This window comes from Solilutibacter pythonis, assembly GCF_003697345.1.
GTDB classification, from domain to species: Bacteria; Pseudomonadota; Gammaproteobacteria; order Xanthomonadales; family Xanthomonadaceae; genus Solilutibacter; species Solilutibacter pythonis.
In genome coordinates this window covers 13,256-27,323 of the sequence record NZ_RFLY01000001.1, presented here as the reverse complement: position 1 = coordinate 27,323, position 14,068 = coordinate 13,256, and the positions used below count along the sequence as shown (strand labels likewise).

The window sequence follows — 14,068 nt, the reverse complement described above, 5'->3', positions numbered from 1 at the left end:
GGGGGACGGTTCATGCTTCTTGCAGTTCCTTGTGCAGTTCCTGGATCGACCATACCGGGCCGCTGTCGCGGAAGTCGAGCGAATGCAGCAGCGCCTTCGCGCCGGCGATTGTCGTCGAATAAGTGACGCGGTGCTGCAACGCTTCGCGGCGGATCGAGAACGAGTCGCTGATGGCCTGCTTACCTTCGGTGGTGTTGACGATATAGGTGATTTCACCGTTCTTGATCAGATCGACGATATGCGGCCGGCCTTCCACCACCTTGTTGACGATGGCGCAATCGATGCCGTTTTCTCCGAGCCAGGCAGCGGTGCCGCGCGTGGCGACCAGTTCGAAGCCGCGCTTGAGCAGTTCCCGCGCCACCGGCAGCAGGCGCTGTTTGTCCGGGTCGCGCACCGAGACGAAAGCCCTGCCGGGCTTGGGCGCGCGGATGCTCGCGGCCTCCTCGGCGCGAGCGAACGCGGCGCCGAAGCTGCGCCCCACGCCCATCACCTCGCCGGTCGAGCGCATCTCCGGGCCGAGGATCGGATCGACGCCCTGGAACTTGGCGAATGGAAACACCGCTTCCTTCACCGAGAAGTATTCGGGCACGATTTCCTCGGTGGCGTCCTGCTCGGCCAGCGTCTTGCCGGCCATGCAGCGTGCGGCGATCTTGGCCAGCGGGCGGCCGATGGCCTTGGACACGAACGGCACCGTGCGCGAAGCGCGCGGGTTCACTTCCAGCAGGTAGATGGTGTGGCCGCCCTCGTCGTCCATCTGGATGGCGAACTGGGTGTTCATGAGGCCCACCACGTTCAGGGCCTTGGCCAGCGCGACCACTTGCTCGCGCAGCTCATCCTGCACTTTCCGCGACAGCGAGTACGGCGGCAGCGAGCAGGAGGAGTCGCCGGAATGCACGCCGGCCTCCTCGATATGCTCCATGACCCCGCCGATCAGCACGCGGCCGCTCTTGTCGGCGATCACGTCGATGTCCACTTCCACGGCGTTGTCGAGGAAGCGGTCGAGCAGCACCGGCGAATCGTTGCTGACCTTCACCGCCTCGCGCATGTAGCGTTCGAGATCGGCATCGGCATGCACCACCTCCATCGCCCGGCCGCCCAGCACGTAGCTTGGGCGCACCACCAGTGGGTAGCCGATCTCGCGCGCCAGCACCAGCGCCTCCTCGGCGCTGCGGGCGGTGCGGTTCGGCGGCTGGGTGAGCTTCAGTTCCTCCACCAGCTTCTGGAAGCGCTCGCGGTCTTCGGCCAGGTCGATCGATTCGGGCGACGTGCCGATGATCGGCGCGCCGGCCGCTTCCAGCGCCTTCGCCAGCTTCAGCGGCGTCTGCCCGCCGTACTGCACGATCACGCCCTTCGGCCGCTCCAGATCGATGACCTCCAGCACGTCCTCCAGCGTCAGCGGCTCGAAATAGAGGCGGTCCGAGGTGTCGTAATCGGTGCTCACCGTCTCCGGGTTGCAATTGATCATGATGGTCTCGTAACCATCCTCGCGCAGGGCCAACGCGGCGTGCACGCAGCAGTAGTCGAACTCGATGCCCTGCCCGATCCGGTTCGGCCCGCCGCCCAGCACGACGATCTTGTCGCGCTCGCTCGGCGCGGCCTCGCATTCTTCCTCGTAGGTCGAATACATGTAGGCGGTGGTGGTGGCGAACTCGGCGGCGCACGAGTCCACCCGTTTGTACACCGGGCGGATGCCGAACCCCCGACGCAGCGCGCGGATCGCGGCCTCGTTGGTGTCGCACAACTGGGCGATGCGGGCATCGGAAAAGCCCATGCGCTTGTAGCCGCGCAAGGCGTCGGCATCCAGCGCGGCCAGGCCGCCCTTCGCCATCGCCCGCTCGGCGGCGATGATGTCCTCGAGCTGGTCGAGGAACCAGGGATCGACATGCGAGAGCGCATGCACCTCCGCCACCGACAGGCCGGCGCGGAAGGCATCGGCCAAGTAGAACAGGCGCTCCGGGCCCGGCTCCTTCACTTCACGCTTGAGCTTGGCGAACTCGTCCTCGTTGTGCCAGTCCAGACCGGTCGGGTCAAGGCCGGCCTTGCCGGTTTCCAGGCCGCGCAACGCCTTCTGCATCGATTCCTGGAAGGTGCGGCCGATGGCCATCACCTCGCCCACCGATTTCATCTGCGTGGTCAGGCGCGAATCGGCGGCGGGGAACTTCTCGAAGGCGAAACGTGGAATCTTGGTGACCACGTAATCGATGGCCGGCTCGAAACTGGCCGGGGTCAGGCCGCCGGTGATGTCGTTCTTCAGTTCGTCCAGCGTGTAGCCGATTGCCAGCTTGGCGGCGATCTTGGCGATCGGGAAGCCGGTGGCTTTCGACGCCAGCGCGGACGAGCGCGACACGCGCGGGTTCATCTCGATGACGACGACGCGTCCCGTCTTCGCGTTGATGCCGAACTGCACGTTGCTGCCGCCGGTATCCACGCCGATCTTACGCAGCACCGCGACCGAGGCGTCGCGCAAGCGCTGGTATTCCTTGTCTGTGAGCGTCTGCGCCGGCGCGACGGTGATCGAATCGCCGGTATGCACGCCCATCGGGTCGAGGTTTTCGATGGAGCAGACGATGATGCAGTTGTCGGCGGTATCGCGCACGACCTCCATCTCGAACTCCTTCCAGCCCAGCACCGATTCCTCGACCAGAATCTCGTGCACCGGCGAAAGCTCCAGGCCGCGCCTGGCGATTTCCTCGAACTCCTCGCGGTTGTAGGCGATGCCGCCACCGCTGCCGCCCAGGGTGAAGCTGGGGCGGATGATGGTCGGATAGCCCACCCTGGACTGGATGTCCAATGCTTGCTCGAAACTGCGCGCGACTTCGGCCTTCGGGCATTCCAGCCCGATCTCCTCCATCGCCACGCGGAACAGCTCGCGGTCCTCGGCCATGCGGATGGCCTCGCGCGAGGCGCCGATCAACTCGACGTCGAAGCGTTCCAGCACGCCGTTGTCGGCCAGGTCCAGCGCGCAGTTCAGCGCGGTCTGCCCCCCCATGGTCGGTAGCAGCGCATCGGGCCGCTCCTTGGCGATGATCTTCTCCACCGAGCGCCAGTTGATCGGCTCGATGTAGACCGCATCGGCCATGTCCGGGTCGGTCATGATGGTGGCTGGGTTGGAATTGACCAGCACCACGCGGTAGCCCTCCTCGCGCAGTGCCTTGCAAGCCTGTGCGCCGGAGTAGTCGAATTCACACGCCTGGCCGATGACTATCGGGCCGGCGCCGATGATGAGGATGGTTTGGATGTCGGTGCGCTTGGGCATTTGTCAGAGGCCAGAGATCAGGGGCCAGGGGCCAGGGAGGAAGCGGCCAGCTTGGTTTCCAGCTTGCCGCGGATACCGTTCAACATGCGACCCAACTCGGACGCATCGGCCAACAAAGACTCGACCTGCCGGGAATCCGCCATTTCAAGTGAAGTTGACAACAGCAGTTGTGTTTCGATTTCGGCAAGAGCGCCTTGACTGATCGAAAGAAACTGATCGAAAGAAAACGCAGGAACTCGCGGGTGGGTCGACGTTCGCGCCCTTCGGCGATATTGGATGGGATCGAGACCACCGCCCGCTGCATTTGCGCGAAAAGACCATTGCGTTCGCTGCTCGGGAACCCGGCTCTCAGGCGGTACACGCCGGCCGCCAACGCCATTGCGCGCTGCCAAACCCGCGAATCCCGATAGCTTGGGACGACGTGCGTCATTCCCTGGCCTCTCGCCCCATCAACTCAACGAAACGATCAAACAACCCCGCCACGTCATGCGGCCCGGGGCTGGCTTCCGGGTGGCCCTGGAAACTGTAGGCCGGCGCGTCGGTGAGCGCGATGCCCTGGTTGGTGCCATCGAACAGCGAACGGTGGGTGACGCGGGCATTGGCCGGCAACGTGGCTTCGTCGATGCAGAAGCCGTGGTTCTGTGAGGTGATCAACACCCGGCCGCTGTCGACATCCTGCACCGGGTGGTTGGCGCCGTGATGGCCGTGCGGCATCTTCATGGTGCGGGCGCCGATGGCGAGGCCGAGCAACTGGTGCCCCAGGCAGATGCCATAGATCGGCAGCTTCCGCGCCAGCAGTTCGCGGATCGCGGCGATGGCGTAATCGCACGGCTCCGGGTCGCCGGGGCCGTTGGAAAGGAAGACGCCGTCGGGCCGCATCGCCAGCACTTCGCTGGCCGGGGTTTGCGCCGGCACCACGCGCACCTCGCAGCCGCGATCGGCCAGCATCCGCAGGATGTTGGTCTTGACGCCGAAATCGTAGGCGACCACCTGGAATTTCTTTTCCGGCGCGGCAAAGGCGTTGGCGTCGAGATCGAGCGAGCCTTCACTCCAGACATAAGGCTTGCCGGTGCTGACCACTTTCGCCAGATCCATGCCCTTCAGGCCGGGAAACTTGCGCGCGGCCTCGATGGCGGCGGCCTCGTCGAGGCCCTCTCCGGCCATCACCGCGCCGCTCATCGCGCCGCGCTCGCGCAAGCGCCGGGTCAGCTTGCGGGTGTCGATCCCGGCGATGCCCACCACGCCGCGTTCGCGCATCCATGCCGGCAGCGAGGCTTCGCTGCGCCAATTGCTGGGCCGGCGCGGCACCTCGCGCACGATCAACCCGGCCGACCACACCCGGGCGGCTTCGTCATCCTGCGCGGTCATGCCGGTATTGCCGATGTGCGGATAGGTCAGTGTGACCAACTGGTGGGCGTAGGAAGGGTCGGTCAGCACTTCCTGGTAGCCGGTCATGGCGGTGTTGAACACCACTTCGCCAACCGACAGGCCGGGCGCGCCGATGGAAACGCCACGGAAGACGGTACCGTCTTCGAGCGCGAGGATTGCGGGTTGGTTCACGGGCTTCGCCTTGTATGGAGGCCGCCGCACCGGGCGGGCGCGGCCGAACGTGGGTTGCAAAAAACCGCCGGAGTGCGGTCGAGCGGCTCCGGAAGCGATGGATTCAGGCGAGCCGGGATTCTAGCGGGGATGCGCCGGCGAATCCAGCCCGCTCCCGGCATTGAGCATGTCGGCGACGGCGTAAAGCCCGGGCGCTCTGCCGTGGAGCCAAGCCGCCGCCCGCAACGCGCCACGGGCGAAGATGTCGCGATTCGTCGCCCGGTGCACCAGCTCGACACGCTCGCCGGGGCCAGCGAACTGCACGCAGTGCTCGCCCACGATATCGCCGGCGCGGATCGCGGCGTAACGCGCTTCCCCCCCGCCCTCGCCCACGGCGCGGCCCAGGGTCAACGCGGTGCCGGAGGGCGCGTCGAGCTTCCTCGTGTGGTGCATTTCGATGATGTCGCAATCCCATCCCGGCAGGGCGGCGGCGGCTCGGCGTGCCAGTTCGTGCAGCAGCGCGACGCCGATGCTGAAGTTGCTCGCCCACAACACGGGAATCGTCCGCGATGCGGCTTCGAGCGCGGCCTTCTGCACTTCGGAAAGCCCGGTGGTGCCCGACACCAACGCCGCCCGGCGTTCCAGCGCCAGCGCCAGCGCGGCATCGAAGGCTTCCGGCAGGCTGAAATCGACCATCACGTCGAAAGCCGGCGCGCCGGACATCTCGCTGGCGGCGAAGTGCGCCACGCCATCCACCACCCGCTGGCTCGGCTGGCCGCGTGAAACCGCCACCGTCACCGCACAGCCCGGTTGTTCGTTGCACAGCCGCGACAGGGCGCGCCCCATGCGGCCGTTGGCACCGTGGATCAGCAGGGAGACCGGTTCGCTCATTTCCTTATCGCGGACAAAGGACGGGCCGCCATGATAGCGGCCCGCCCCGTACTTTCCGCGGCCTCAATAACCCGGCGGCGGCGGCGTGTTGTCGCTACGCTCCGGCAACTGCGGATAGTCCACCTTGGGCATCTTGCCGGTCAGCGATTGCAGGAACAGATAAATGTTGTTGGCCTCTTCATCGCTCAGGCTCGCGCCCAGTTGGGAGTCGCCCATGATCTTGACCGCCTCCCGCAAGTTCCAGACCGTGCCGGAATGGAAGTACGGCGCGGTCGCGGCGATATTGCGCAACGGCGCGGCGCGGAAAACGTATTCGTCGCTCGCCGTCTGGGTGACGGCGAAACGACCGCGGTCGCCACTCGGGCGTACTTCATCACTGGGCTTCTTCATCACACCGAACGGGAAATAAGCCTGCCCGCCAAGATTCACGCCGTTGTGGCAATTGCCGCACCCCTTGTCCATGAACAACTTGAGACCGGCCTGCTGCTCGGCGCTCAACACCCGGGTATCGCCCTTCAGGAACTCGTCGAACGCCGCGCCCGGCGTGGTCAATGTGGTTTCGAAAGCCTCGATGGCCTTGGCCATATTGTCGAAATTGACCGGCTTGGCCTCGCCGGGAAAAGCGGCTTTGAACGCATTGACATAACCCGGCATGCTAGTCAACACGGCCTCGACCACGTCCGGCTTGCTGTTCATTTCCACCGCCGCCTGTACCGGCCCTTGCGCCTGCGCCTTGAGATCGGCCGCCCTGCCATCCCAGAACTGGGCGACGTTGAATACCGCGTTGTAGACCGTCGGCGCGTTGCGCGGCCCTTTGTCGAAACCGTGGCCGATCGAAGTGGGTACGCCATCGATACCGCCCATGCCGAGGTTGTGGCAGGAATTGCAGCTGATGACCCCGCTCGACGACAGGCGGCCATCGAAATACAGCATCTTGCCGAGCGCGATCTTGTCCGCCGTCACCGGGTTGCCGGCAGGGTCGGGCGCCTTGTCCGGTATCGGCTGGAACAAGGCTCGGGCACGGGTCAGCAACTCCGGGGCGGCCTCGGGACCTTTCGCCACCGCCGGTTCGCTGCTGGCCGATGCTGGCGCGCGCGCCGTTTCGGCGGCGGAAGGCGGGTTGTTGGCGGATTGGCCGCAAGCCGCCAGGGCGAGTGCAGAAGCAAGAATGGCGGGCCGCAATACGGATATCGACATGACGCGTTCCTTTCGGGGGATTACGCTTCATAGTGGGCCGCAAGCCCCGGGGCGATCTTGATCAGACCCGTATTCAGGTCAGGATTTCACATCGCCCCGCCCGGCCTGGCGACCGGCCGTCAACCGGTCATCCGATCCCAGAAACCCTTGACCCCATCGATGAAAGTACTGTGCCTGGGCGAATGCTTGCGCGCGCCCTCGCCGGCGAAGGTGGACTCGAACTTTTCGAGCAACTCGCGCTGCTCACTGGTCAGGTTGACCGGGGTTTCGACGATCGCGGTGCAATACAGATCGCCCTCCTGGCGGCTGCGCACCGACTTCACACCCTTGCCGCGCAAGCGGAACACCTTGCCGCTCTGGGTTTCGGCCGGGATGCGGATGTCGGCTTCACCGCTCAAGGTCGGCACGCGCACGGTATCGCCCAGCGCCGCCTGCGAGATGCGGATCGGCACCTCGCAATGCAGGTCGTCCCCCTCGCGGGTGAAGATGTCGTGCTGACGCACGCGGATTTCCACGTACAGATCGCCAGGCGGCACACCGGCCGGCCCGGCTTCGCCCTCGCCGGACAAACGGATACGGTCGCCATTGTCCACGCCCGCGGGGATGCTCACCTCCAGCACCTTCTCCTGCTGGACACGGCCGTTGCCATGACAGCTCTTGCAAGGATTGGCCGTGACCTGACCGCGCCCCATGCAGTGCGGGCAGGGCTGCTGCATGCGAAACGGGCCGCGCTGCATCACGATCTGCCCGCGCCCGCCGCAATGCGGGCAGGTGTCGAGCTTGCCGTCCTCGGAGCCGGAGCCGTGGCAGTCGTCGCACTCGGCCAAGGTCGGCAATTCGATCTTCTTTTGCAGGCCGGCCACCGCTTCCTCCAGGTCGAGATCGAGCCGATAGCCGATGTCCGCGCCGCGCCGCTGGCGCTGGCCGCCTCCCATACCGCCACCGAAAATGTTGCCGAAGATGTCACCGAAGATATCGCCGACGTCGGCATGCCCCGCGCCGCCGCCCATCCCATGCTCGAACGCGGCGTGGCCGTACTGGTCGTAGGCACGGCGCTTCTGCGCATCGGACAGCACTTCGTAGGCTTCCTTGCATTCCTTGAAAGCGACCTCGGCGACCTTCTCGTTGCCGTGGTTGCGATCGGGGTGGTGCTTCGCCGCCGCCCGGCGGTAAGCCACCTTCAGTTCCGCCTCGGTCACGGTGCGGGAAACCCCGAGGACTTCGTAATAGTCGCGCTTGCTCATCGCTGCTGCATTTTCCTGTTTCACCTACGCGAACGGGCAGGCCGTGCGGCCTGCCCGTCGCCCATGTCCGGTCGGGATATCCGATCAGGCCTTCTTGTCGTCGTCCTTGACTTCGGTGAACTCGGCGTCCACCACATCGTCATTGCCGTTGTCGCCCGGCTGCGCGCCGGCGCCCGCCTCGGGGCCGGATGCCTGGCCGGCGGCCGCAACGGCGGCAAACAACGACTGCGCAACCTCTTCCAGCGCCTTGGACTTGGTCTCGATCTGGCCCTTGTCATCGGCCTTCATCGCGGCTTCCAGATCGGCGATGGCGGTTTCGGCGCGGCCGATCACCTCGCCCGGCACCTTGTCGCCGTTGTCCTTGATCGCCGAGCGGGTGGTGTGGATCAGGGCATCGGCCTGGTTGCGGACGGCGATGAGCTCCTGGAACTTCTTGTCGTCTTCGCGGTGCGCTTCGGCATCGGCCACCATGCGCTGGATTTCCTCGTCGGACAGGCCCGAGCCGGCCTTGATCTCGACCTTCTGCTCCTTGCCGGTCTTCTTGTCCTTGGCGGTGACGTGGACGATACCGTTGGCATCGATGTCGAAACTGACCTCGATCTGCGGCATGCCGCGCGGGGCCGGCTCGATGCCGGTCAGGTCGAAGCGCGCCAGCGACTTGTTGTACTGCGCCTGCTCGCGCTCGCCCTGCAAGACGTGGACGGTCACGGCGGACTGGTTGTCGTCGGCGGTCGAGAAGGTCTGGCTGGCCTTGGTCGGGATGGTCGTGTTCTTCTCGATGATCTTGGTGAACACGCCGCCCAGCGTCTCGATGCCGAGCGAAAGCGGGGTCACGTCGAGCAGCAACACGTCCTTGACATCGCCAGCCAGCACGCCGCCCTGGATCGCCGCGCCCAGCGCCACGGCCTCGTCCGGGTTGACGTCCTTGCGCGGCTCCTTGCCGAAGAACTCGGCCACCGCCGCCTGCACCCTGGGCATGCGGGTCTGGCCGCCGACCAGGATCACCTCGCCGATGTCGCTGGCCTTGAGGCCCGCATCGTTCAGCGCCACCCGGCACGGCTCGATGGTGCGCTTGACCAAGTCATCCACCAACGCTTCGAGTTTTGCGCGGCTCAGCTTGATGTTGAGGTGCTTCGGGCCGCTGGCGTCGGCGGTGACGTACGGCAGGTTGACGTCGGTCTGCTGGCTGGTGGACAGCTCGATCTTGGCGCGCTCGGCAGCATCCTTCAGGCGTTGCAGCGCCAGCGGGTCCTTGCGCAGGTCGACGCCATCGGTCTTCTGGAATTCCTCCACCAGATAGTCGATGACGCGCTTGTCGAAATCCTCGCCACCCAGGAAGGTGTCGCCGTTGGTCGCCAGCACCTCGAACTGCTTCTCGCCATCGACATCGGCGATCTCGATGATCGAAACATCGAAGGTGCCGCCGCCAAGGTCGTAGACCACGATCTTGCGATCGCCGCCAGCCTTGTCCAGACCATAGGCCAGCGCCGCGGCGGTCGGCTCGTTGATGATGCGCTTGACATCCAGGCCGGCGATGCGCCCGGCGTCCTTGGTGGCCTGGCGCTGGCTGTCGTTGAAGTAGGCCGGGACAGTGATCACCGCTTCGGTGACCGTCTCGCCCAGGAAGGCTTCCGCGGTCTTCTTCATCTTCTCCAGCACCTTGGCGCTGACTTCCTGCGCCGAGAGTTTCTTGCCCTCGCTGGTCTCGACCCAGGCGTCGCCATTGTCGTGGGCGATGATCGCGTAGGGCACCAGGTCGAGATCCTTCTTGACCTCGGCATCGGTGAACTTGCGGCCGATCAGGCGCTTCACCGCGAAGAAGGTGTTCTTGGGATTGGTCACCGCCTGGCGCTTGGCGCTGGCGCCGACCAACACTTCGCCGTCCTTGGTCCAGGCGACGATGGAAGGCGTGGTGCGGTCCCCTTCCGCGTTCTCGATGACGCGGGCCTTGCCGCCTTCCATGACGGCGACGCAGGAATTGGTGGTACCGAGGTCGATGCCGATGATCTTGGCCATGTGTGTTTACCTCTGAAAGTGGATGTCTTGGGCGGCGATGCCGCGATGCTTGCTATCTGGGGATAGCGGGAGACGATTCAAGGGATCAACCCCGCCCATCAGGGCGCGACCACCACCATCGCCGGACGCAACAGGCGCTCGTTCAGCAGATAACCCTTCTGGAACACCTGGACGATCGCGCCGGGGGCGATGCCCTCCGCCGGCACCTGGCTGACCGCATTGTGCTGCCCGGGATCAAAAGCCTCACCCGGCCGCGGGGCGACTTCGGCCAGACCATTACGGCCAGTTACTTCGTGCAACTGCCTGAGGGTCAGTTCGAGACCGGCGCGCAATGGGTCGTCGGCCGGCGCCGCCGCCAGGCCGGCTTCGAGCGAGTCGAATACCGGAATCATCTCCGAGAGCAGCTTCTCGTTGGCGAACTTGCGCGCCATTTCGATGTCGCGCGCGATGCGTTTACGCTGATTTTCCAAGTCGGCGCGTTCCAACAGGGACTGCGCCCTGAGCTGTTCGATCTCGGCCTTGAGCGCCTCGATGTCATCGCCCCCAGGGTCAAGCGGGCGGGCATCGTTGGGATCGAAATCTGATTCGGTGGTCATCGATTGAGCATCCATGTGGGCCAATGCCCTGGACGTAAGGCCGGGCTGAACGGGTTTCAAGGCGAGGCACATCCTCGTGAGCGCCGGCCCCGGCGACGCCTCGGCTCAGGCGCTTCCTGCATCGGTGGCGACCTCCCGCCCCCATGCCGCCACCGCACATCCATGCCCCCCCCCCGAACGACAGTTGCGGCATCTGGCAAACGCCCGCCACCTCGCGCCCAGCCAGTTCGACACCACCCCGCCCCAGGCGACCGGCAGCCTCCGGCCGCACTCCGCACGCCACCGCGAAATTTCGTTGGAGACCAAAGCGTCCCTTCGATACCACTCGACTGGAACTACCCGGCAGGCACATCGACTCCCACGCCTCCCAGCCCGGCCCGCGATGCGAGGTTTTCTTCGCTGGAGGAGAAACGCGCGTGCACGATGTTGGGAAGGTACTTCCACAGCAGCGGCACATAAGCAATGAGCGGCACGAACGCTTCGGGAAACCCGCGATACCGCCGATACGGCGCTTCGGCCACCGATACGACACGCTTGCTCCAACTTTTCAACAGCGGCGCGATCTCATCGCGATTCACTCCCCACGGCATGGGCGGCACCCGGTAATGAGGGGTCGCCCACAGACCCGAGAGGGTTTTGCGCGATAACCATCGGGGAAGCATGTCGAACATCAGGTCGACTTCCGACCACCGCTCGGCGATACGCGTGACCAGTGTCTTGATCTGGGCTTCCTCGAAGTACATGAACAAGCCCTGCGCCGTCACGAAAACACCGCGCGACGGGTCCACTTCGTCCATCCAATGCTCGTCGAACGCGCTGCCGCGCAGGTGGCGGCAGCGCTCCGAAGGGCTCAGGAAACGCTCGCGCACATCGATCGCCTCGGGCACATCCACGCACAGCCAGCGAACCCGTCCGTCGTCGCAGCGATGAAACTGGGTTTCCAGACCACATGCGAGTTCCACGACCGTTCCACCGGGATGCGATTTCATCCAGGCCCCCACCACTTCGTCGAACATCAGCGAACGCACCGCGTGCGAACTATCGGGGACACCGAAGCTGCGAGCATAATCGTACGCAATGGATTGGTAGATCCTGACCGCTTCAGGATCCTTTATCCAAGCATCGGGACGCAACGCCTCGGTCGCGCGGTTGTACAGCGTCCAGAGCATGGTCTCCGGCACCCCATCGAGGTGGATCATTTCCTTCATAACGACGTACTCCCCGTAAAACCCAAGCCCACCGTTGACTGGAAAAGCAACGCCCCCGCCATTTGCACCAGATAACGGCACGTGAGACACGAATACGCAAAAAGCGCCCCCCGCGCTTGCCGCGAGTATGGCACAAGCACTCACGGCCAATTGAGCAATCGTGATTTTTTATCGCCTCTCTGTGCGGCGCATGGCAGCGGTAATGAATCACGGCCAATACCGAGCTTCGCACAATACGACTCCCCAAAAATATCGGGTTGCGCGACGACGACTCAATACCCGGAGCGCAGACTCGCCGCAGACTCGCGCCAGCGGGCCTTGAGTCCCTCCCCCAGCCTGTCACCCGCATGGCCCGGGCGCTTCCCCAACCGCCTGGATGCCCTCTCACTCTTTGCGACGCAGCCGATTAAGCTATCCGGCATGCTGACCCGCCTCGCCATCGCCGATTTCGCCGTCGTCCAGCGCGCCGAACTGGAATTCTCCCCCGGCATGACCGTGATTTCCGGCGAGACCGGGGCCGGCAAGTCGCTGCTGGTCGATGCGCTGGGCTTTCTTTCCGGCCAACGCGCCGATGCCGGCGTGGTTCGCCACGGCGCCGAACGCGCCGAGCTTTCGGCCGAATTCGATCTGGCCGACGCACCAGCCGCGCGCGCCTGGCTTGCCGGACAGGAAATGGACGACGGAGAAGGCGGCTGCCAGCTGCGTCGCGTACTGCGCGCCGATGGTGGCTCGAAGTCCTGGATCAATGGCCGGCTGGCCAACGCCACGCAACTGGCGGAACTGGCCGGATTGCTGGTCGAGATCCACGGCCAGCACGCCCAGCAGGCCCTACTCTCGCGCCCCGCGCAACTGCGCCTGCTCGACGACTACGGCCGCCACCAAGCGCTGTTGAAAGCCGTCGCCGAGGCCACCGCCCATTGGCAGGCGCTACGACGCGAGCGCGACGAACTGAACCACCGTGGCGATGTCGGCGAGCGGCTCGAATTTCTCCGCCACCAGTGGCGCGAGCTGGAAAACGAAACGCTGGACGCCGATTCGCTGGTCGCGCTCGATGCCGAGCACCGCCGCCAAGCCCACGGCACCGAACTGCTCGCCGCCAACGCCGAGACGCGGGCCTTATTGAGCGAATCCGACGAGACCAACGCACTCGCCCTGCTGCATCGCGCCCGCGCCACGCTGGCCGGCGCCATCGCCCACGAACCCCGGCTGGCCGAGATCGACGCCATGCTGGAATCCGCGGCGATCGCGCTGGACGAAGCCGCCGACGCCCTCACCCGCCTTGGCGACGATCTCGACCTCGATCCCGGCCGCTTCGCCGAACTCGACGCCCGCCTGCAACGCCTGCACGCGCTCGCGCGCAAGCACCGGGTCGGCATCGACGAACTGGCGACACTGCGCGAAAACATCGCCAACGAACTGGAGCGGCTGGAAAGCGCCGAATCGCGCCTTGCCGGCCTCGATACCGAAATCGCCGCCGCCGAAGCCGCATGGCGAAAGGCCGCGGAGAAATTGAGCGCGGCCCGGGCCGGCGCCGCCGAACGCCTAGCGACGGCCACCGCCGCCATCGTCCACGAGCTGGGCATGGGCAACGCCGAGTTCCACATCGCGTTGCTACCCGAGGCCGGACTCGCGCCGAACGCGCTGGGCGCCGAGCGTAGCGAATTCCTGTTCGCCGCCAATCCCGGCCAGCCACCGAAGCCGCTGCGCAAAGTGGCCTCGGGCGGTGAACTCTCGCGCATCTCGCTGGCCATCGAAGTGGCCGCGATCGGCATCGACACCGTGCCGACCATGGTGTTCGACGAAGTCGACAGCGGCATCAGCGGCGGCGTCGCCGAGGTGGTCGGGCGCAAACTGCGGGCATTGGGCGCGCGCGCGCAGGTGATGTGCGTGACTCACCTGCCGCAGGTGGCGGCGCAGGGACACGCGCATTGGCGGGTGAGGAAAGCCAGCGCCGGCGACGTCACCATGAGCCAGGTGGAACGGCTCGATGGCGACGGCCGGGTCGAGGACATCGCCCGCCTGCTGGGCGGCGTCCACATCAGCGATGCCGCCCGTGCGGCGGCGCGCAGCCTGCTGGCGGACGTGACATAGCCCGGCGAACGCGAAAACAAAGGCTGGCGG

General features: G+C 65.6%; 10 protein-coding genes and 1 pseudogene. 1 reads left to right on the top strand and 10 read right to left on the bottom strand.

Annotation, left to right across the window (positions count from 1 at the left end):
* Positions 1-10: 10 nt before the first annotated feature.
* From carB to EBB59_RS00080, 10 genes and pseudogenes are all read right to left on the bottom strand, one after another.
* Entirely contained in the window at positions 11-3,256 is a 3,246-nt protein-coding gene (gene carB, locus EBB59_RS00120; RefSeq protein WP_122100135.1) for a carbamoyl-phosphate synthase large subunit, read from the bottom strand.
* A gap of 17 nt (positions 3,257-3,273) precedes the next feature.
* Positions 3,274-3,417, bottom strand: a complete 144-nt coding sequence (locus tag EBB59_RS14350; protein ID WP_281273199.1) for a four helix bundle protein — start codon at positions 3,415-3,417, stop codon at positions 3,274-3,276.
* A gap of 134 nt (positions 3,418-3,551) precedes the next feature.
* Positions 3,552-3,635 (bottom strand): annotated as a pseudogene (locus EBB59_RS14345) (four helix bundle protein); the annotation flags it as partial.
* A 47-nt stretch (positions 3,636-3,682) separates the two neighbouring features.
* Entirely contained in the window at positions 3,683-4,816 is a 1,134-nt protein-coding gene (carA, locus tag EBB59_RS00110; protein ID WP_122100361.1) for a glutamine-hydrolyzing carbamoyl-phosphate synthase small subunit, read from the bottom strand.
* Positions 4,817-4,936: 120 nt separating this feature from the next.
* Complete coding sequence (gene dapB, locus EBB59_RS00105) at positions 4,937-5,686, bottom strand: 4-hydroxy-tetrahydrodipicolinate reductase (RefSeq protein WP_122100134.1); 750 nt, start codon at positions 5,684-5,686, stop codon at positions 4,937-4,939.
* A gap of 63 nt (positions 5,687-5,749) precedes the next feature.
* On the bottom strand, positions 5,750-6,883 hold the full coding sequence (locus EBB59_RS00100; RefSeq protein WP_122100133.1) for a cytochrome-c peroxidase: 1,134 nt from the start codon (positions 6,881-6,883) through the stop codon (positions 5,750-5,752).
* 119 nt (positions 6,884-7,002) lie between these two features.
* Positions 7,003-8,127, bottom strand: a complete 1,125-nt coding sequence (dnaJ, locus tag EBB59_RS00095; RefSeq protein ID WP_122100132.1) for a molecular chaperone DnaJ — start codon at positions 8,125-8,127, stop codon at positions 7,003-7,005.
* An 84-nt stretch (positions 8,128-8,211) separates the two neighbouring features.
* Positions 8,212-10,143, bottom strand: a complete 1,932-nt coding sequence (dnaK, locus tag EBB59_RS00090; protein ID WP_122100131.1) for a molecular chaperone DnaK — start codon at positions 10,141-10,143, stop codon at positions 8,212-8,214.
* A gap of 98 nt (positions 10,144-10,241) precedes the next feature.
* Entirely contained in the window at positions 10,242-10,754 is a 513-nt protein-coding gene (grpE, locus tag EBB59_RS00085) for a nucleotide exchange factor GrpE (protein WP_122100130.1), read from the bottom strand.
* A gap of 320 nt (positions 10,755-11,074) precedes the next feature.
* A complete protein-coding gene (locus EBB59_RS00080; RefSeq protein ID WP_211327662.1) occupies positions 11,075-11,947 on the bottom strand; it encodes a class I SAM-dependent methyltransferase in 873 nt (290 codons plus the stop codon).
* 420 nt (positions 11,948-12,367) lie between these two features.
* Between EBB59_RS00080 and recN the strand changes: the two genes are divergently transcribed.
* Positions 12,368-14,038, top strand: coding sequence for a DNA repair protein RecN (recN, locus tag EBB59_RS00075; RefSeq protein ID WP_122100129.1), 1,671 nt, complete (start codon positions 12,368-12,370; stop codon positions 14,036-14,038).
* The last annotated feature ends 30 nt before the right edge of the window (positions 14,039-14,068 follow it).